Source organism: Baekduia sp. (assembly GCF_035996765.1).
In the GTDB taxonomy this organism is placed as follows: domain Bacteria; phylum Actinomycetota; class Thermoleophilia; order Solirubrobacterales; family Solirubrobacteraceae; genus Baekduia.
On the sequence record NZ_DASYJG010000019.1, the window covers coordinates 26,509 to 44,993 of the forward strand.

At 71.2% G+C, this 18,485-nt stretch carries 17 protein-coding genes and 3 tRNA genes; 3 read left to right on the forward strand and 17 right to left on the reverse strand.

Going from position 1 to position 18,485, the window contains the following annotated elements:
* Positions 1-131 precede the first annotated feature (131 nt).
* The gene (locus VGO10_RS03750; protein WP_327465295.1) at positions 132-485 is read right to left on the reverse strand and encodes a VOC family protein; all 354 of its coding nucleotides are present in this window, start codon (positions 483-485) and stop codon (positions 132-134) included.
* A 68-nt stretch (positions 486-553) separates the two neighbouring features.
* Positions 554-627, reverse strand: a tRNA-Val gene (locus VGO10_RS03755).
* Positions 628-703: 76 nt separating this feature from the next.
* Between VGO10_RS03755 and VGO10_RS03760 the strand changes: the two genes are divergently transcribed.
* Complete coding sequence (locus tag VGO10_RS03760) at positions 704-1,051, forward strand: hypothetical protein (protein ID WP_327465297.1); 348 nt, start codon at positions 704-706, stop codon at positions 1,049-1,051.
* A 3-nt stretch (positions 1,052-1,054) separates the two neighbouring features.
* Here VGO10_RS03760 and VGO10_RS03765 read toward each other — a convergent pair whose 3' ends face one another.
* The 3 genes from VGO10_RS03765 to VGO10_RS03775 all read right to left on the reverse strand — a co-directional run bounded on the left by VGO10_RS03765 (position 1,055) and on the right by VGO10_RS03775 (position 3,226).
* Complete coding sequence (locus VGO10_RS03765) at positions 1,055-2,035, reverse strand: hypothetical protein (RefSeq protein ID WP_327465299.1); 981 nt, start codon at positions 2,033-2,035, stop codon at positions 1,055-1,057.
* A 133-nt stretch (positions 2,036-2,168) separates the two neighbouring features.
* A complete protein-coding gene (locus tag VGO10_RS03770) occupies positions 2,169-2,963 on the reverse strand; it encodes a hypothetical protein (protein ID WP_327465301.1) in 795 nt (264 codons plus the stop codon).
* A 191-nt stretch (positions 2,964-3,154) separates the two neighbouring features.
* Positions 3,155-3,226: transfer RNA gene (locus VGO10_RS03775), tRNA-Glu, on the reverse strand.
* A 26-nt stretch (positions 3,227-3,252) separates the two neighbouring features.
* On the opposite strand from VGO10_RS03775, the gene VGO10_RS03780 reads away from it, so the two are divergent.
* A tRNA-Lys gene (locus VGO10_RS03780) sits at positions 3,253-3,326 on the forward strand.
* Between the two features lie 241 nt (positions 3,327-3,567).
* Here VGO10_RS03780 and VGO10_RS03785 read toward each other — a convergent pair.
* The 3 genes from VGO10_RS03785 to purH all read right to left on the reverse strand — a co-directional run bounded on the left by VGO10_RS03785 (position 3,568) and on the right by purH (position 7,691).
* Positions 3,568-4,392 (reverse strand): isocitrate lyase/phosphoenolpyruvate mutase family protein, encoded by an 825-nt coding sequence (locus VGO10_RS03785; protein ID WP_327465303.1) that lies wholly within the window; start codon positions 4,390-4,392, stop codon positions 3,568-3,570.
* A gap of 12 nt (positions 4,393-4,404) precedes the next feature.
* Entirely contained in the window at positions 4,405-6,036 is a 1,632-nt protein-coding gene (locus VGO10_RS03790) for a DEAD/DEAH box helicase (RefSeq protein WP_327465305.1), read from the reverse strand.
* 65 nt (positions 6,037-6,101) lie between these two features.
* A complete protein-coding gene (gene purH, locus VGO10_RS03795) occupies positions 6,102-7,691 on the reverse strand; it encodes a bifunctional phosphoribosylaminoimidazolecarboxamide formyltransferase/IMP cyclohydrolase (RefSeq protein ID WP_327465307.1) in 1,590 nt (529 codons plus the stop codon).
* Between the two features lie 82 nt (positions 7,692-7,773).
* On the opposite strand from purH, the gene VGO10_RS03800 reads away from it, so the two are divergent.
* A complete protein-coding gene (locus VGO10_RS03800; RefSeq protein WP_327465309.1) occupies positions 7,774-8,028 on the forward strand; it encodes a hypothetical protein in 255 nt (84 codons plus the stop codon).
* A gap of 611 nt (positions 8,029-8,639) precedes the next feature.
* On the opposite strand, the gene purN is transcribed toward VGO10_RS03800, so the two are convergent.
* From purN to VGO10_RS03845, 9 genes are all read right to left on the reverse strand, one after another.
* Positions 8,640-9,260: a phosphoribosylglycinamide formyltransferase gene (gene purN / locus VGO10_RS03805; RefSeq protein ID WP_327465311.1), complete on the reverse strand. Its 621-nt coding sequence runs from the start codon at positions 9,258-9,260 to the stop codon at positions 8,640-8,642.
* Position 9,261: 1 nt separating this feature from the next.
* Entirely contained in the window at positions 9,262-11,094 is a 1,833-nt protein-coding gene (locus VGO10_RS03810; protein WP_327465313.1) for an ATP-dependent DNA helicase RecQ, read from the reverse strand.
* 81 nt (positions 11,095-11,175) lie between these two features.
* Complete coding sequence (locus VGO10_RS03815; protein ID WP_349258915.1) at positions 11,176-11,832, reverse strand: DJ-1/PfpI family protein; 657 nt, start codon at positions 11,830-11,832, stop codon at positions 11,176-11,178.
* Between the two features lie 36 nt (positions 11,833-11,868).
* Positions 11,869-12,840 (reverse strand): GlxA family transcriptional regulator, encoded by a 972-nt coding sequence (locus tag VGO10_RS03820; protein ID WP_327465317.1) that lies wholly within the window; start codon positions 12,838-12,840, stop codon positions 11,869-11,871.
* Positions 12,841-12,918: 78 nt separating this feature from the next.
* Positions 12,919-14,427, reverse strand: a complete 1,509-nt coding sequence (gene purF, locus VGO10_RS03825; RefSeq protein WP_327465319.1) for an amidophosphoribosyltransferase — start codon at positions 14,425-14,427, stop codon at positions 12,919-12,921.
* A 64-nt stretch (positions 14,428-14,491) separates the two neighbouring features.
* Positions 14,492-16,690 (reverse strand): phosphoribosylformylglycinamidine synthase subunit PurL, encoded by a 2,199-nt coding sequence (purL, locus tag VGO10_RS03830; RefSeq protein WP_327465321.1) that lies wholly within the window; start codon positions 16,688-16,690, stop codon positions 14,492-14,494.
* A gap of 7 nt (positions 16,691-16,697) precedes the next feature.
* On the reverse strand, positions 16,698-17,345 hold the full coding sequence (gene purQ / locus VGO10_RS03835) for a phosphoribosylformylglycinamidine synthase subunit PurQ (RefSeq protein ID WP_327465323.1): 648 nt from the start codon (positions 17,343-17,345) through the stop codon (positions 16,698-16,700).
* Positions 17,342-17,566 carry a phosphoribosylformylglycinamidine synthase subunit PurS gene (gene purS / locus VGO10_RS03840; protein ID WP_327465325.1) on the reverse strand — a complete coding sequence of 75 codons (225 nt, stop codon included), beginning with the start codon at positions 17,564-17,566 and terminating at the stop codon, positions 17,342-17,344. The genes purQ and purS overlap by 4 nt, the downstream gene beginning before the upstream one ends.
* The gene (locus tag VGO10_RS03845; RefSeq protein ID WP_327465327.1) at positions 17,563-18,450 is read right to left on the reverse strand and encodes a phosphoribosylaminoimidazolesuccinocarboxamide synthase; all 888 of its coding nucleotides are present in this window, start codon (positions 18,448-18,450) and stop codon (positions 17,563-17,565) included. The genes purS and VGO10_RS03845 overlap by 4 nt, the downstream gene beginning before the upstream one ends.
* Positions 18,451-18,485: the final 35 nt, after the last annotated feature.

The window sequence follows — 18,485 nt, forward strand, 5'->3', positions numbered from 1 at the left end:
GGAACCTCGGCCCCCATCCGAGGACGTCCGACACCAGACGCGATCGGCACTAAACACTTTAAGACCTCTGAGTGTCAAGCCCATGACCGTAATCAGAATCTGTCAACGTCCGACGACGAACAACGATGACTTCACGTGGGCTCCCACAGCTCGATCCGATTGCCCTCCGGATCGGTAACCCAGCCGAAGCGACCGACGCCCTCCATGTCCTGCGTCTCCTCCGCCACGTCCGCTCCCTTGGCGCGCAGCTGCGCGAGCATCGCACCCAGATCGCCGACCCGGAAGTTGAGCATGGCCTGCTGGGTGCGGGACCCGAAGTAGTCGGTCTCGGACTCGAACGTCGCGAACACCGTCGGTCCGGCTTCCTGGCGCCACAGGCCGTGCTCATCGGCGTCCAGACCCAGGCAATCGCGATACCACGCGCCCAAGGCCGCCGGGTCGGCAGCCCGCAGGAAGTACCCGCCGATTCCAAGCACACGTTCCATGCCGCGATCTTGCCACGAGGACGGTCAGCCGGAGCGACGAGCCCCGGTGAACTCGGGGGCTTCGACGATGGGCGGTCCCAGACTCGAACTGGGGGCCCCTTGCTTGTAAGGCAAGTGCTCTAACCAACTGAGCTAACCGCCCGGGCGTTGCACAGGCTACGCGGAAGTGCTCACTCGGCGTGTGAAGGGCTAAGGGCCGGGGTAGAGAAAGAGCCACGATGCTCGACCAGCGCCAGGCCAAGCGGGATGTGTTCGTGCTCGACGGAACCTTCGGGCTCGTCGGGCGCCTTGACGGGATCCACATCGATCCTGACGGCGAGGCGTGGGGAACGGTTCATTGCGGCACGTTTGGCTCCAGGACGCGCATGGTGCCGTTGCGCGGCGCGCAGTGGTGGAGCGGCTACCTGCGGATCGCCTGCTCGCGCCATCAGGTGCGCACGGCCCCGGAGTCCTCGGACGCCGTTCTCATCGACGGCGAGGATGCCGACACCCTGCGCGAGCACTACAGCGCCACCGCTCTCGAGGACGAGAGCGTCGAGCAGCGCTTCTTCCGGCAGGACTTCTAGGACTTACTCGGCAGCCGGCGCCGCCGGCGCTGGGTCTGCCGCGACCGACGGCGCCGGATCCTCGGGGGCAATCGGAGCGGGATCCGTGACGGGTGCCGGATCGGCCGGCGGTGTCGGATCAGCCGGAGCGGGCGGGACCTCCGGAGCTGGGTCCGGCGCGGGAGCCTCGACGGGCGGTGCAGGCGTTTCGTCGACCGGCGGCGCCGGATCGGCAGGGGGCGTCGGCTCGGCGGGCTCGGGAGCCGGTGTCGGATCGGGGGGCTCGGGAGCCGGCGTGGGGGTCGGGTCTGGTGCGGGTTCCGGCGTCTCGCCCGGATCGGACGGCGGCGGAGCGTCGTCGGCCGAAGAGCTCACCGGCGCGACGTCGGCCTCCGGGGCATCCTCGGCCTCCTGCGGCGCAGCGACGCGCAGGGCAGCGGTCGGTTCCAGCGGCACAGGGTCCACAGCCGACGGCGAGACGCCCGAGCCCGCCGAGCCGGCATCGCCCGCCACCGGGATGCCGGCGCCGTAGAGCGACAGCGGATCGCTGACCGGGCCAGAACCAACATCCGGGTGGCCGCTGCCGGTGCGGCCGTTGCTGGAGAACTGCTGGCCGCCGTGAGCGCCACCGCTTCCAGCGTCGCCGTTGCCAGAGCCCACGCGCGAGGAGCCGCCGGCACCCGCTGGCCGAGGCGCCAAGACCATGAAGCCGCCACCCGCGCGCACACCGAGCAACCCTGACCGCGCCGCGTCAACCCGAACGACGGGCCCCACGGTCTCTCGCGCGGCCGTCAGCGCCGCGCCGTCAAGCGCAGGCGAACCGGCGGCCGGGATCGCGATCTCGGGTGCATCCGCACCACCGCCGCCCTCAGGCCACGACGAGAACGAGAGGATCCGCTCGCGCAGCAGGATCGACCCGCTGGCGATCACCGCACACGCGGCCAGCACGCCGAAGGCGACCGGCGTTTGACGGTGCATCAGCACCGTCCCGACCTCCCCGTCCACCGAAAGGCGGCATCCACGCGCGTCTCATCGGCACGTCCAGCCGAGCGCTGAAGAGCCACACCGCGATCCGGTTCGAGAAGAGACCGCATTTTGGGAGAAACCGCCGCTCGGCCCCGGAAAGCGGTCCTATGCATCAGGTGTCGAAGGCCACGTACTGGAAGGTCGTGGGGCCCGGATCGATGAGGTCGGTGGGGTCGCCCTCGATCTTGTCCTTGTCCTTGCCGATGCGACAGGCCACGATCCGCAGCGAGTTGTTGGCGCCCGGGTTGGCGGTGACGATGATCGGGTCCGGCCAGCCGGACGTGCCCGGCGAGACCGAGACGATGTCGTCGGCGATCATGTTGTTCTGCCCCGGCGCGGACGGCACCGGGTCGGGAACGAACGCCACCTGACAGGTGCTGGGCGGGAACGGGTCGAAGTTGACCAGGACGGACCCGCTGAAGTCACCGAGGTCGCGCGTCTGCAGCCCGCCGTCGGCGATCGCCGCCGCGCCGATCGAGCCGTCGGCGACCTTCGAAGACGTCACCGCGTCCGTGGCGAGCTGCCCGGCGCCGACCGCACCATCAGCCAGCTTGCCCGCATCCACGGCCTTTGCGGCCAACTGCGTGTTGCCCACCGACCCGTCGGCGAGCTTCGACGCGTCAACAGCCTTGGGCCCGATCGCGCCGTTGGTCACCGCGCCGCTGCGCAGCTGCGCGCTGCCGACCGTCTTCGTCGGCGTTGCCTTCAGGGACTTGATCGCCCGCTTGGACAGGTCCTGCGTCCCGAGCGTCCCGTTGCGTACCTGCCGGTTGGTGATCGAGTTGCGCTTGATCGCCGATCCGTTGACCAGCCGTGCCGCTGTCGCGGGGCCGTCGAGGGCGATGAAGAGAGCGAGAAGGGCGACGACCATCGAGGCCGATGGACGGCGCCGCAGACGTTGCGGCATAGACGAAGCTCAACCGATGGGGATCACCGCGGGCAACAGCAGCCCGCGTGGTCCTGCGAACTGTGCCACGTACGGCGGCGTCTAAGAGCCGCTAGACGGAAGTTCGAGCGGGAATAACGTGCATAGAGCTACTCATCACTCAAGAACTATGCAGCTACAGTTGGCGGGCCGCCGCTCACCCGACGACGTCATACCCCCAAGGGGAATCGAACCCCTGCTTCGAGCGTGAAAGGCTCGTGTGCTAACCGCTACACCATGGGGGCGGGGCCTTTGAGTCTAGGCTGGTTGGGCCCTCGTAGCTCAATTGGTAGAGCGCGCGCCTTTTAAGCGTTGAGGTTGTGGGTTCGAGCCCCACCGGGGGCATTGGCATCTCGGCAGGTCCCGCAGTCCTTACCGAATCGTTAGACCGCGCTCAGCTGCGCTTGGGGTTCCGGGCGCATCATGCGTTCAGCGGACACCGGAGGCGACGGTTCCTTGGACCGGCCGGCGCTTCTTCACCCCTCCGCAACGAGAGCAAGTGCAGTTCCTCCCCCCTCACCGGCGGGGCGTCGCCAGGCGCCTCGCCGGACCGAGGCGGGAGCTCCTTGTGAGTGAGATCCCTGCGTCAAACGGCCGGCGGGCGGTAGGACAGCTCGTCGGCCGCGATGCCGCCGCCCAAGAGGTCTGATGCCGTCCGTGCCAGCGCGGCCAGCGCCACGCCCATCGGGCCCGGCCCGAACGACACGCGCGCGATGCCGAGCTCCTGCAGCTCAGAGACCGACGGCGCGCCCGGACGTGCCAGCACGCTGACCGGGGCGTCGATGCCGTCGACCAGCGCCTTGATCGTCGCGCGATCGGTGACGCCCGGCACGAAGATGCAGTCGGCACCCGCACGCGCGTAGGCCTGTCCGCGCAGGATCGCTGCCTCGGGGTCGTCGGCGCCGCGCAGGTAGACGTCGGTGCGCGCGTTGATGACGATCGGGACGCCCTCGGCGTCGGCGCGCTCGCGGGCTGCGGCAACGCGCGCCGCGGCATCCTCGGCGTCACGCAGCAGCTCGCCGGCGCGCACGCCGTCTTCGAGGTTGCAGCCGACCGCACCGGCATCAATGGCGCGCGCGATCGTCTCGCCGACGTCGCCCGGCGTCTCGCCGTAGCCGCCCTCGAGATCGGCGGTGACCGGCAGCTCGACGGCGCTCGCGACGCAGCCGACGGCCGCCAGCATCCCCTCGCGGCCGATCGCCTCGCCATCGGCAAGACCGTGCGCGGCCGCGATCGCCCACGACGCCGTCGCGATCGCCCGGCAGCCGGGGACCGAGGCGACCGTGCGAGCGCTGGCCGCGTCCCAGACGTTGACGAGCACGAGGATCGCCGGGTCGACGTGCAGCCGGCGCAGCTCCTCCGCGCGGGCGCGCAGCTCGTCAGGGGAAGGCTTGCGAGCGGCGGCGGGCACCGCCGCAGCGTACTAGCGCCTCGAAGCGACCTTGCCGGCCAACGCGTCCAGCAACAGCCCGATCGAGCGCTCGAGCTGGTCGAGCGTGGCGTCCTCCACGCGCGTGACGCCGACCGCCTGGTTGAGCCAGGCGTTGATCTCGGCATGCGGACGGCGATCGCGGCGGCCGAGGTCGCCGACCAGGCGATGGCGCTTGTCGCGCAGGATGTTGCGGCGCTCGAAGGCCGAGAGGCGCGAGGCGGCGACGGGCTCCTCGTCCTCTTCGGGCGGTGCCGCCGCGGTGAACGACGGCAGGATCGGCGAGGCGGCCGCGACAACGGCCGGACCGCCGCCGAAGAGCGACATCTGCGACGTCAGGGCGACGTCGGCCGACAGCGCGACGAACTCCGCCGCCTCGGACTTCTCGCTCTCGGCCCGCTCGGGACGCTCATCGAAGAGCTCCTCGTCGGTCTCACGCCGGCGCAGGACGTGGCGCAGCTCGCCCTCGACGTCGGTGGCGTGGCGGCGCAGCACCGGGTCACCCGGCAGGTAGAGCCAGGACATCTCGGCCGGACGTCCCGCGATCGTCCGCACGAAGCGCCCGACGACCTGGCGGAAGATCAGCGGCGTCTTGGCCGCGCTGGCGTAGACGCCGACGCGCAGCCGCGGGATGTCGACGCCCTCGGACACCATGTTGACCGCGACCAGCCACTCCTCGCGCGAGTCGGTGAACGCCGCGAGCTTCTTGTGCGCGCCAGCCTCGGTGTGCAGGACGACAAGCGGGCTCTTGCCGCTGACGTCCTTGAGCAGCTTGGCGATCTTGCGCGCGTGGTCGGAGTCGGCGGCGACGACCAGGCCGCCGGCGTCCTTGTGCCCGGCGGCGCGTGCTTCGTGCAGCTTGGCGTGGGCGGCGGCGAGGATCCGCGGCAGGCCGTCGGTCAGCTCGGCGCTAATCGCGGTGCGGTAGCGGCGCGACGCCTCGCGCGTGGTCAAGACGGTGTCGAACCCGGCCTCGATGACGTCGTCGCCCGAGCGCCACTGCAGCGTCCCATCGTACGGGATGAAGGTGACCGGGCGGCAGATGCCCTCGCGAACCGCGTCGGCGTAGGTGTAGGCGACGTCGGCGACCGCAACGCCGTCGGCGTCGTAGCGGACGCCCGGGATCGGCGTGGTGTCGGAGCGAAACGGCGTGCCGGAGAGCAGCAGCCAGCGCGCCGCGTTGCGGAAGGCCAGCGCGAAGCCCTCGCCCCAGGCCAGCTCCTCGCCGAGGTGGTGGGCCTCGTCGGCGATCACGAGCGTGCGGCCCGTGCACTGCGCGCCCCACTGGGTGCAGACCGAGGCGATCTTGGCGTAGGTGACGGCGACGCCGTGGAAGTCGCGCGGCGGCACGAGCTCGGCGGCGTCGGGGACGAGGTTGAGACCGAGCTTGCCGGCCGCGATCGACCACTGGCGCGTCAGCGGCGTCGTCGGGCAGACGACGGCCACGCGGTCGATGACCTTCGCCTTGAGCAGGCGGTTGGCGATCTCGATGGATGGGCGGGTCTTTCCCGCGCCCGGGGCGGCGGAGATCAGGAAGGGGCCTGAATCCCACGTGCGCATCGCCTCGAGCGCGGAGACCTGCCACGCCCGCAATCCGTGTCGGGCAGTGGTCTTCGTGGCGCTCACGCGGCGGCGAAGATTGCGCGACGCGCCGGACGGAAAGAGAAGGCCCTGCTCGTGCCGCTTTTCACCTAGTGGCGGAAGTGGCGGCGCTTGGTGAAGACCATCGTGACGCCGGCCTGCTCGGCCGCCGCGACGACCTCGTCGTCGCGCACCGAGCCGCCGGGCTGGATGATCGCGGTGATGCCCGCCTGGACCGCCAGCTCGGGGCCGTCGGCGAAGGGGAAGAACGCGTCGGAGGCCAGCGCGGCGCCCTGGAGCGAGTCGGCCTGGGACTTCTCGACCGAGAGGCGGACGGAGTCGATGCGGCTCATCTGGCCGGCCCCGACGCCGAGCGTGGCGAGGCCGCGGGAGAGCACGATCGCGTTGGACTTCACGTGGCGCGCGATGCGCCATGAGAAGAGCAGGTCGGCCCACTCCTCCTCGGTGGGACGCCGGTCGGTCACGACCTCCATGTCGTCGCGCTCGTCGCGGCTGCTGTCGCGGTCCTGGATCAGCAGGCCGCCGGTGACCTGGCGGATCTCGGGCTCGCCGAGCGCGGGCAGGCGACGCTCCTGGTCCTCGAGGATCCGGATGTTCTGCTTCTGGGTCAGGACCGCGAGCGCATCGTCGTCGTATTCGGGCGCGATCAGCACCTCGATGAACTGCTGGTGGAGCTGCTCGGCCGTGGCCTTGTCGACCTTGCGGTTGAGCGCGATGACGCCGCCGTAGGCGCTCATCGGATCGCACGCGAAGGCCTGCTCGTAGGCCTGCTGCGCGGTCGCGCCGAGCGCGGCGCCGCACGGGTTGTTGTGCTTGACGATCACGCACGCCGGAACCTCGAACTCGCGCACCATGGAGCGCGCCGAGTCGAGGTCCAGGATGTTGTTGTAGGAGATCTGCTTGCCGTGGTGCTGCTTGACCTGCGACAGCACGTTCATGCGGGTGCCGACCTGCGAGTAGAAGGCCGCGCGCTGATGTGGGTTCTCGCCGTAGGGGAGGTCGACGACCTTCTCGAAGGCGCGGATGACCAGCGGCGCGAAGTCCTCGCTCTTCTCGGCGAACCAGCGAGCGATTGCGGTGTCGTAGCGCGCGGTGTAGGCGAAGGCCTCGGCGGCAAGCGACTCGCGTGTCGGCATCGAGAGCGTGCCGCCGGCGTCGCGCAGCTCCTCGATGATCGCGTCATAGGACTCAGGCTTGACGACGACCGCGGCGTAGGCGTGGTTCTTGGCTGCCGCGCGGAGCATCGTCGGGCCACCGATGTCGATGTTCTCGATGACCTCGGCCTCACCAACGCCGCGCTTGGCCGCGGTGCGCTCGAACGGGTAGAGGTTGACGCAGACCAGGTCGACGAACTCGATGTCGTTGGCGTCGGCTTGGGCGAGGTGCTCGTCGTTGTCGCGGACGGCGAGCAGGCCGGCGTAGAGCTTGGGGTGCAGCGTCTTGACGCGGCCGTCCATGATCTCCGGGAAGCCGGTGAAGTCGTCGATGGGACGGACCTCGAGCCCCGCCTCGGTGAGTGCCGCGGCGGTGCCGCCGGTCGAGACGATCTCGACCCCCAGCTCGGCGAGCCCGCGCGCGAAGTCGACGATGCCGCGCTTGTCGGAGACCGACAGCAGGGCGCGCTGGATGCGCACGGTTCCGGGCGCGGTCGGCGCCTCGGGCGAGGTCTCGGAGGCCATGGGGCCGATGGTATTGGCTGACGCGGGCGAGAGCGGTCGCGCGCGCGTGTGGGATTCGCGTGTTGCGGGAAGGTCGGGTCTCATGATCGAGCGTGACCCCGCGACGAGCCTTGAACGCGAAGCCGACGAGCTGGAGCACCGCCTCGGCAAGCTCGACGACCACATCGCCGATGCGGAGAAGGCCGCTGAGGTGCGCCGCGAGGATCTCGATCCGGATGTTGCGGGCGAGTGGGAGGACACGAGGGGCACCGCGGGCCAGGGCGAGGATCCCGAGGGCGCGGTCGACGACGACACGCCGTCCCCGACGCCCGGCGACGCCGACGGCGGGGACGACTGAGCTTCACGGAGCGCCTCGCCGCAGTGGCTCGGGGACGCAGGGCGAGTCGCCCGCGATGGCGTTGCTCACGCGCCCGACTCCGGCCGCTTCACCTGTCGCGCGGTAGCGCTCGCGCGCCAGGTGAAGCGGTCGGGGTCGGGTTTGCGCCGCCGCGTGCGTCTCTGGCGTGCAGCGCGCAATGTTGGTCGTGCGGCGCGGTGTGGTCCGTTGGCGGCGAGGAGAGCGAGCGGGGAGTGTGGTTCGGTGCGCTGGCTCGTCGTCCGCTCGCGGCCAGGGAGGGCGGGCCTGTTGACGGCCGCTATACGACCGTGAACGGGCCCACCCACTTCGCGGCGCACTCGACGACATCGAACCCGCCATATACGCGGGTTCGGTGTCGTTCGTATGAAGGTGCTCGCCGGGAGCACTTTCGTACGAATGACATCCATTCGGGGTCGAATCGCTCGCCCAGGCGCCGGCGGACGACCGCTAGCGCTGCGAGCTGCACGTCCCGCTCGCTCTCCTCGGTGCCGACAGACCGCGCCGCGCGCCTCCAGCCTGCGTGCGAGCTGAGCGCCAATCACGCCGGCGCTCAAACGACCAGGACAACGCGGGCGCCCGCGGGTGCCTCGCTACGGGCCGTCGATGACGACCCGGCGCGGGTGGGCCGGGTCGCGGTGGATGGCGCCGGCGGCGATGAGGCGCACGGCGTCGGGGAGCAGCGCGTGCTCGACCGGGCGTAGAGCGTCGAGGACGCTCGCCGCGTCCGTCGCACCCGGGAGATCGATCGCGCGCTGGAGGATGATCGCGCCCGTGTCGACGCCCTCGTCGACGAAGTGGACGGTGACGCCGAAGAGCTTCACGCCGTAGTCGAGCGCCTGCCCCACGGCGTTGATGCCGGGAAAGGCGGGCAGCAGCGACGGGTGGACGTTGATGATGCGGTCGCGGAAGCGACCGATGAAGCTCGCGTCGAGGATCGCCATGTAACCGGCCAGCACAACAAGTTGTACGCCTTGGGCCTCGAGCCAGTCGCCGATCGCGGCGTCACGCGTCACGCGATCCGGGAACGCGTCGCGTGGAAAGGCGGAGGTCGGCACGCCGGCGCCGCGTGCCCGCTCCAGCGCGACCGCGTCGACCTTGTCGGAGGCGACCGCGACGATCTTGGCCTCAAAGCCGTGGACCCCGTCCAGCAGCGCCTGGAGGTTGGTCCCGCTGCCCGAGGCCAGGACGCCGACCCGCAGCTGACCGCCCACGTCAGGCGGCCTCGATGGCGAGTGCGCCCTGACCCGCCGGCGCAGACGCCGGCGGAGCTGCTGCGGTGGCCCGCAACACCGGCCGCGGCCCCTCGGTCTTCTCCAGCAGCCCACCGTCGACCAGCGCGTCGATCCGGTCCAGCACGGCCTTGGCCGACAGATGCGCGTAGGTGCCGTACTCCGGTAGCCCGTCCCACGAGTTGCGGATCAGCGCCTTGGCCTGCCCGCCGCGCAGCACCTCGCCGACGCGCGTGCGGCCGATCGACGGGCGCGCCACGCGGACGACGGCGATGATCGCGTCGTCGATCGACTCGTGCTTGGCCGTGCCCGCCACCGCGGAACTGCCGGCGCGACCGGAGGCGATCGCGCGCGACGGCGACGCCGGCACCAGCGACGGATCGCACACGTCGCAGCACGCGCCCTCCGGCGCCGGTGCCGCCGGGTCGCCGAAGTGCTTCAAGATGGTCGCCCGCCGGCAGCCACCCTCCTCGACGAACGCCCACGCGGCGCGGTACTGCTTCCAGCGCGCTCGCTGCCCCTCGGCCGCCGACGTGCGCGCCCACGCGCGTGCGGCGCCGTCAAAGACCCCGACGACGCGGCCGCGTACGCGGTCCATCGGCGACGGCGCCGGCTGGATCACGCCAGCCCGCGCGAGGTGGCCGACGATCGCGCGCACGCGCTCGGCCTCCTCGTCGAGGTAGTTCACCGCGACGTCGAAGCGGTTGTCCACCGCCGCCGCCAGCAGCCGCTGCGCGACCTGCTCGAGCAGCGCGTCGGAGACCTCGGCGCGCTGGATGAAGAAGACGTGCAGCGACTTGTCGCGCTTCTCGGCGAACAGCAGCGCGCGCGCCGGAGCGCCGTCGCGCCCCGCGCGACCAGCCTCTTGGTAGTAGGCCTCGATCGACGGCGGCACGACCTCGTGCGCGACCGTCCGCACATCGGCCTTGTCGACGCCCATGCCAAAGGCGTTGGTCGCGACGACGACCTCGACCTCGCCGGCCATGAAGCGCCGCTGCGCCCCCGTGCGCTCCGCCCGCCCCAGCCCCGCATGGTAGGCCAGCACCTCGATGCCCAACTCGACACCCAACCGCTCGGCCAGCGACTCACACGACTTGCGCGTGCCCGCGTAGACGATCGCCGGCCGCGCGCCCTCCTCGCCCAGCGCCGCGGCGATCCGCGCGTGCTTGTCGGCCGTCGTCGCACACGGCACGACGGCGAAGCTCAGGTTGGGACGGTCAAAGCCCGTCGTGACCAGCGCCGGCTCCTTGAGCCCGAGGCGCGCCACGATGTCGCGCGCGACCTGCGGCGTCGCGGTCGCCGTCGAGGCAATCAGCGCCTTGGCACCCAGCCACCGCGCGGCGTCGGCCAGCCGGAAGTAGTCAGGGCGGAAGTCGTGGCCCCACTGCGAGACGCAGTGCGCCTCGTCGACGACGAACAGGCCGATCGGCACCTCGCGGATCGCCTCCAGGAACCCCGGCGAGGAGAACCGCTCCGGTGCGACGTACAAGAGCTTCAGCGAGCCGGCCCGCGCGCGGGCAAGCACCTCGGCATTGGTCGACGCGTCCTGCTGGGAGTTGATGACGGCAGCAGCCCCAGGAGCCCGCCGCTCCAGCGCCTCCACCTGATCCTGCATCAGCGACACCAGCGGCGAGACGACGATCGCCAGGTCCTCGCGCACCAGCGCGGGCAGCTGGTAGCAGAGCGACTTGCCCGCGCCCGTAGGCATGACGACGAGCACGTCGTGACCGGCCACGGCCGCGGCCACCGCGTCCTCCTGACCGGGGCGGAAGCGGTCAAAACCGAAGTGCTCGTGGAGGGCGTCGTGGAGATCCATCAAGGCGCGCCTGACCTTAGCGACGCCCCCGGAGGCCCCCGTGCCGCACCGCACGCACGGCACGGAACCTCCGCACTTCGGTTACACGCCGGCGCGCTCTCGCGACGCCGCCTCGCGCGCGGCCACCCGCGCGCGGATCGCCTCGACGATCACCGGGTCGGACTTCTCCACCGAGCCGGTGTCAAACGGCGGCTGCGGGTCGTACTCGATGGCGAGCTGGATCGCCTTGGCGACATCGTCGCCCGCGATCCGCGCCGTCAGCGTCAGCGCCATGTCGATCCCCGCCGACACGCCCGCCGCGGTCATGACCTTGCCCTGCTCGACGACGCGCTCGCCCGTCGGCTCGGCGCCGTACTGGCGCAGCGTCTCCAGCTCCAGCCAGTGCGACGTCGCGCGCAGGCCCTCGAGAATCCCCGCCGCGCCGAGCAGCAGCGAGCCGGTGCAGACCGACGTCGTCCACTGCGACGTCGCGTGGACCGCGCGCAGCCAGTCCAGCCACGCCGCGTCGGTGGTCAGCGCGCGCGTGCCCACGCCACCCGGCACGACGACGATGTCCGGCGCAGGCGCCTCGGCGAACGAGGCCTCGGCCAGCACGGTCAGCATCCCGTTGTCGGTGCGCACAGGCCCGGCCTCACGGCCGATGAAGCGCACGCGGCCTCCGATCCGCGACAGCACCTCGTACGGGCCCACCGCATCGAGCGCGGTGAAGTCGTCGTAGATGGGGATGACGATGTCCAAGGGCATGGTGAAGAGCGCTCCGATGTTGTTGATGGACTAGGCCACGGCCGACTTGAAGCGGTCGCGGTAGGCGGCCGGCCCGACGCCGAGCCTGCGATGAAAGACGCGGCGCAGGACCTCGGCACTGGCGAAGCCGGCGGCGCGTGCCGCGACGTCGACCGCGGCGCCATCCTCCAGCAGCGTCCGAGCGCGCTCGACGCGCAGCGCCTCGACGTAGGCCGCCGGCGTCAGACCCGTCTCCGCGCGCCACGCGCGCGTGAAGTGCCGCTCCGACAGGCACGCCCGCGCAGCCAGCGCGCCGACCGACAGGTCGGCGTCGAGATGATCGGCCATCCACGCCTGGAGGTCGCGCAGCGGCTCGCGCGCCGCGCTCGCCACCTGCATCGCCAGCCCGGCGCTGAACTGCGCCTGTCCGCCCGGGCGCTTGAGGAAGAGCACGAGCCAGCGCGCCGCCTCCAGCGCGATCGCGCTACCGAGATCCTCCTCGACGAGCGCCAGCGCGAGGTCCATCCCGGCGGTCACGCCCGCCGAGGTCCAGACGTCGCCGTCGCGGACGTAGATCGGCTCGGGGTCGACGGAGACCGCCGGGTGGGTGCGTGCCAGCGCGCGGCAGTAGGCCCAGTGCGTCGTCGCACGGCGACCGTCCAACAGGCCCGCCGTCGCCAGCGCGAACGCTCCGGTGCAGACCGACGTCACCCGCTGCGCACGCGGCGCCGCGGCGCGCAGCCAGACGATCGCGGGATCGTCGGCGCCCGCGTGGCGCGCGGCCGCGCCGCCTGCAACCAAGATGGTGTGAAACTCACCGCGCGGCGACGGCAGCTCGCCCGCGCCCAGCGTCAGCCCGTTGGAGAACGCGACGCCACCACCACCCGGCGTGACGATCTCGACCTCATACCCGACAGCGAGACCACGCTGCGCCGCGATCCGCGACGCGGCCTGGAACACCTCGACCGGCCCGTGCACGTCGAGCGACTGCGTGGACTCCAAGGCCATGACGACGGTGCGCATGCGCCCATCGTCGCGCCTCACCGCGATGGCGGCAAGGACACCTACCCCACGATTCCAGCCACCGCTCGCCGGGGCGGCTCAGGCCGGCGTGGTCAACAGCGGCAGCTCGAACGCGTCCTTGGCCTGCCCGGCCTCGGTGTCCGGCAGCGGGTACTCGCCCGAGAAGCAGGCGTCGCAGTGGTCGCCGCGGTCGCCGTTGACCGCCTCGTAGACGCCCTCCAGCGAGAGGTAGGCCAGCGAGTCGACGCCGAGCTCGGCCGCGATCTGCTCCGGCGTCCGCTCGTGCGCGATCATCTCCTCGCGCTTGCTCATGTCGATGCCGTAGAAGCACGGGTGCTTGATCGGCGGCGCCGAGATCCGCATGTGGACCTCCAGCGCGCCCGCGTCACGGAGCATCTGCACGATCTGGCGCGTGGTGTTGCCGCGCACGATCGAGTCGTCGACGACGACAAGCCGCTTGCCGCCCACGACCTCGGGCAGCGGGTTGAACTTCATCCGCAGGCCGTGCTTGCGCAGCTCCTGCCCCGGCTGGATGAACGTGCGCGCGACGTAGCGGTTCTTGATCAGCCCGTCGTCCTGCGGCAGGCCGGCGGCGCGCGCGAACCCGCGGGCGGCGGGCCCGCCCGAGTCCGGCACCGCGATGACGAGGTCGGCCGACGGCGCCGGCGCCTCGCGCGCCAGGATCTCCCCCATCCGCCCGCGGGCGACCTGCAACCGCATGCCGTTCATCTGCGAGTCGGGCCGCGCGAAGTAGATGTACTCGAACACGCAGAACGCCTGGCGCTCGCCGGAGACGACCTGCTGCGTCCCGATGCCCTTCTCCGACAGCGTCACGACCTCGCCCGGCAGCACGTCGCGCAGCAGCTTGGCGCCGATGATGTCGAACGCGCACGACTCCGAGGCGACGGCGTAGCGGTCGCCGAGCTGGCCGAGCGCGAGCGGGCGCAGGCCGGCCGGATCGCGGAAGGCGACGACCTTGTCCTTGGTCATGACGACCGTCGAGAACGCGCCCTTCAGGCGCGGCAGCACGGCGGCGACGGCATCCTCGAGCTTCTCGGCCGGATGCGTGGAGATCAGCGCGGCGATGATCTCGGAGTCCGACGTCGAGGTGAACTGCACGCCCTTGGCGCGCAACTCGGCGTGGAGCTCGACGGCGTTGATGAGGTTGCCGTTGTGCGCGAGCGCCAGCTCGACGTTGCCGTTGGTCCCCGCGCTGCGGTGGACCGGCTGGGAGTTCTCCCACTCGTTGGAACCGGTGGTCGAGTAGCGGACGTGGCCGATGGCCAGGTCGCCCGCGAGGGCACGGAGGTCGTGCTCCTTGAAGACCTGGTTGACCAGGCCCAGCGCGCGCTGCGTGATGATGTAGCCACCACGGTCGGCCGCGGCGATGCCCGCCGACTCCTGACCGCGGTGCTGCAGGGCGTAGAGGGCGAAGTACGCGAGGCGCGAGACGTCGTGCTCGGGGGCGTAGATCCCGAAGACGCCGCACTCGTCGCGCGGTCCATCGCGCTCGTCGAGAGGGATGTTCTGCTCGGTCATGAGGACCGCCTCGTCGACAGGTGCGAGGTCGAGAGGACGCGGCGGCACGGCGGAGGGTAGCAACGCGTCCGGCGTCCTCTGAACGTCGGTTCGACGGAGATTGCGGCCAGTCCTACGGAAAGAGCGGCGCGAGCGCGCCGTTGGCGTCGCGCAGCTCCGCGAGCGACCAGCGCTCGCCGAGCGAGGAGATCGCGATCTCCAGGTGCTCGCCGCCGACCGTCCCGAAGATGTCGACCGGGATCTGCTCGCCGAGGCGCTCCAGCACCTCGCGCGGGCCGGAGACGACGAAGCCGCCGGAGCGCTCGCCGAAGAGCGTGGTCCAGACGTCCTCGGCGTCGCCGAGATCCAGCGACGCGCCGAGGCCGCCGGCCAGCGCCGACTCGGCCACCGCGACGAGGAAGCCGCCCTCGGCGATGTCGTGCGCGCTGGAGAGCTCGCCGGCGCGGACGGCCTCGCGGATCGCGTCCAGCGTCGCGGCGACGTGGGCGATGTCGATCTCCGCCAGCCCGTCGGGCAGCGCCTCGCCGCGCAGCTTGGCCAGCTCGCTCGCAGCCAGCGACGGGTCGGCGTTCCAGCCGGCGAGCGCGATCGCGTCGCCGGCCTGAGCGAAGCCGAGACGGCCGGCGCGCGTCGCGTCGGGCAGCACGCCGACCATGCCGACGACGGGCGTCGGGTAGATCGGGCCGTCGGCGCCCTCGTTGTAGAGCGACACGTTGCCGCCGACGATCGGCGCCTCCAGCGCGCGGCACGCGTCGCCGAGGCCGCGGACGGCCTCGGTCAGCTGCCAGGCGATGTGGGGCTTCTCGGGATTGCCGAAGTTGAGGTTGTTGGTCGTGCCGAGCGGCCGGGCGCCGACGCACGCGAGGTTCGCCGCGCACTCCAGGACGTTGCCGACCGTGCCCCAATAGGGGTCGGCAGCGACCCGGCGGCCGTTGCCGTCGATGGAGGTCGCGATCGACGGCGCGCCCTCGCCCATGTCATAGAGGTGCAGGACGGCGGCGTCGGCCTCCTCGGGCCGGCGCACCGTGCGCGACTGCACGATCGCGTCGTACTGCTCGAACAGGGGTCGCCGCGACGCGAGGTTCGGCGAGGCCAGCAGCGCGAGCAGCGCCTCGCGGACGTCGACCTCGAGACCGAGCTGCGCGGGCGGGGCGGGGTACAGCCCCGTGGCCGGCTTCTCCGGCGCCAGGTCGTAGAGCGGCGCGTCGTCGACCAGGCCGGTGACCGGCATGTCGCCGACGACCTCGTCACCGCGCAGGATCCGGAAGCGGTTGCCCTCGGTCACGGTGCCGATCGCGGTGCCGTTGACCTCCCACTTCTCACACAACGCCAGCACCGCATCGACCTTGCCGGGCTCGCAGACGCAGAGCATCCGCTCCTGCGACTCCGACACCATGATCTCGAACGGCTCCATGTCGGCCTCGCGCAGCGGGACCTTCGCGACGTCGAGGTCGAGGCCGACCTCGCCCTTGGCCGCCATCTCGGAAGCCGCGGACGTCAGCCCCGCCGCGCCGAGATCCTGCAAGGCCACCAACAACCCGGAGGCCAGCAGCTCCAGCGAGCACTCCAGCAGCTTGGACTCCTCGAACGGGTCGCCGACCTGCACCGAGGGCCGCTTGGTCTCGTCCTCGGCATCGAGCTCGGCCGAGGCGAGCACCGACGCGCCGCCGATGCCGTCGCGCCCCGTGGACGCACCGAACAACACCAGGACGTTGCCAACGCCGGCCGCGGCGCTGCGGATCATGTCATCGGTCCGCGCCAGCCCGATGGCCATCGCGTTGACCAGGCAGTTGGTCTCGTACGGCGCCTCGAAGACGACCTCGCCGCCGACGGTCGGCACGCCGATCGAGTTGCCGTAGTGGCCGATGCCGGCCACGGCACGGTCGAGCAGGTAGCGCGAGCGCTCCGAGTCCGGCTCGCCGAAGCGCAGCGAGTCGAGGATCGCGATCGGCCGCGCGCCGAGCGCGAAGATGTCGCGCAGGATCCCGCCGACGCCGGTCGCCGCGCCCTGGAAGGGCTCAACGGCGCTCGGGTGGTTGTGGGACTCGACCTTGAAGGCGACCGCCCAGCCGTTGCCGACGTCCACGGCACCGGCGTTCTCTCCCGGGCCCATGACGACCGCGGGACCTTCGGTCGGCAGCGTGCGCAGCAGCTTCTTGGAGTGCTTGTAGGCGCAGTGCTCGCTCCACAGCAGCGAGAACATCGCGAGCTCGACCTCGTTGGGCTCGCGCCCGCCGAGCTCCTCGATGACCATGGCGTACTCGTCGCGCGTCAGCCCGAGCGCGACGGCCCGCTCGATGCCGGGAACCACGGCAGCCTCAGGCGACGGCGACACGGGCCATCCCCTCGAAGAGCTTGAGCCCGTCAGCCGAGCCGCCGATCAGGACGTCGACCGCGTGCTCGGGATGCGGCATCAACCCCATGACATTGCCTTGGGCGTTGACCACACCCGCGATGTCATCCTGGGAGCCGTTGAAGTTGTGGCCCTCGGCGTACCGCAGCACGACCTGCTCGTCGGGCACCTCGCCGAAGAAGCAGCCGGTCATGTGCTTGGCCGGGATCGACAGGCGCTGCCCGAGCTCACACGTCGAGGTGAACGGCGTGCCGACGGTCTGGACTTCGACGTCGACCTGGCGGCAGACGAAGCGGAGGTCCTTGTTGGGCAGCAGCGCGCCCGGGAGCAGGCCCGCTTCGCAGAGGATCTGAAAGCCGTTGCAGATGCCGAGCACCGGGCCGCCCGCGTTGGCGAAGGCGATGACCGACTCCATCACCGGCGAGAAGCGCGCGATAGCGCCGGCTCGCAGGTAGTCGCCGTAGGAGAAGCCGCCGGGGACGACGACGCCGTCGACGCCGTGCAGGTCGCTGTCGCCGTGCCAGAGCGCGACGGGCTCGGCGACCTTTGACACCGCGAGCCGCGCGTCGGCGTCGTCGCAGGTGCCCGGGAAGGTGATGACGCCCAGCTTCACGACACGGCCTGAATCTCGTAGTCCTCGATCAGCGGATTGGCCAGCAGCTTGCGACACATGTCATCCAGCTGCGCCTCGTCCTCCACATCGAGCTCCACGAGCCGGCCGACGTGCACGTTGGCCACGCCGCCGAAGCCGAGCGCCGGCAGCGCGCGCTCGACGGCCACGCCCTGCGGGTCGAGGATGCCGGCCTTGGGCCGGATCAGCACCCGCGCCCTCATGCGGCGGTCCTCGCGACCCAGGCGTCGAACGACTCGCCCGTGATCAACTCATAGGCCTCGACGTACTTCGCGCGCGTTCCGGCGACGACGTCCTCAGGCACCTCCGGCGCCGGCGGCGCCTTGTCCCAGCCGGTCGACGACGCCCAGTCGCGCACGTACTGCTTGTCGAAGCTCGGCTGGCCGTGGCCGGGCTCGTAGCCCTCGGCCGGCCAGTAGCGCGAGGAGTCCGGCGTCAGCGCCTCGTCGCCGAGGATCAGTTGACCGTCGGGATCGAGGCCGAACTCGAACTTCGTGTCGGCCAGGATCACGCCCCGCTCGGCGGCGAGGTCCGACGCAAAGGAGTACAGCGCGATCGAGACGTCGCGCAGCCGGCCGGCGAGCTCACGGTCGCCGAGGATCTCGGCGGCCTGCTCGAAGTCGATGGCCTCGTCATGGCCTTCGTCGGCCTTGGTCGACGGCGTGAAGATCGGCATCGGCAGCTTCTGGGACTCGCGCAGCCCGGGCGGCAGCTCGATGCCCGAGACCTTGCCCGTGGCCTGGTAGTCCTTCCAGCCCGAGCCGGTGATGTAGCCGCGCACGACGCACTCGACCGGCAGCATCTTGAGCTTGGTGACAGCCATGGCGCGGCCGCGCACCGAGTCCGGAACGCCCTCGGTCGACGAGATGTAGTGGTTGGACACGATGTGCCCCGTCTTGTTGAACCAGAAGGCGGAGATGCCGGTCAGGACGCTGCCCTTGTCCGGGATCCCGTTCGGGTGCACCACGTCGTACGTGGAGATGCGGTCAGAGGCGACCAACAGCAGGCGGTCGCCCAGGTCGTAGATCTCACGGACCTTGCCGCTGGCGACGAGCGGCAGGTCGAGGTCGGCGGCGGGGCTGGTCACGCCCTGAAGGTATCGAAGGGCGCGGCGCCCGCGCG

Coding starts and splice junctions, on each gene's coding strand:
- VGO10_RS03750 (WP_327465295.1), bottom strand. CDS start 485: ATGGAACGTGTGCTTGGAATCGGCGGGTACTTCCTGCGGGCTGCCGAC.
- VGO10_RS03760 (WP_327465297.1), top strand. CDS start 704: ATGCTCGACCAGCGCCAGGCCAAGCGGGATGTGTTCGTGCTCGACGGA.
- purH (WP_327465307.1), bottom strand. CDS start 7,691: ATGGCCTCCGAGACCTCGCCCGAGGCGCCGACCGCGCCCGGAACCGTG.
- purS (WP_327465325.1), bottom strand. CDS start 17,566: ATGAGGGCGCGGGTGCTGATCCGGCCCAAGGCCGGCATCCTCGACCCG.
- VGO10_RS03810 (WP_327465313.1), bottom strand. CDS start 11,094: ATGGATCTCCACGACGCCCTCCACGAGCACTTCGGTTTTGACCGCTTC.
- VGO10_RS03770 (WP_327465301.1), bottom strand. CDS start 2,963: ATGCCGCAACGTCTGCGGCGCCGTCCATCGGCCTCGATGGTCGTCGCC.
- VGO10_RS03820 (WP_327465317.1), bottom strand. CDS start 12,840: ATGCGCACCGTCGTCATGGCCTTGGAGTCCACGCAGTCGCTCGACGTG.
- VGO10_RS03800 (WP_327465309.1), top strand. CDS start 7,774: ATGATCGAGCGTGACCCCGCGACGAGCCTTGAACGCGAAGCCGACGAG.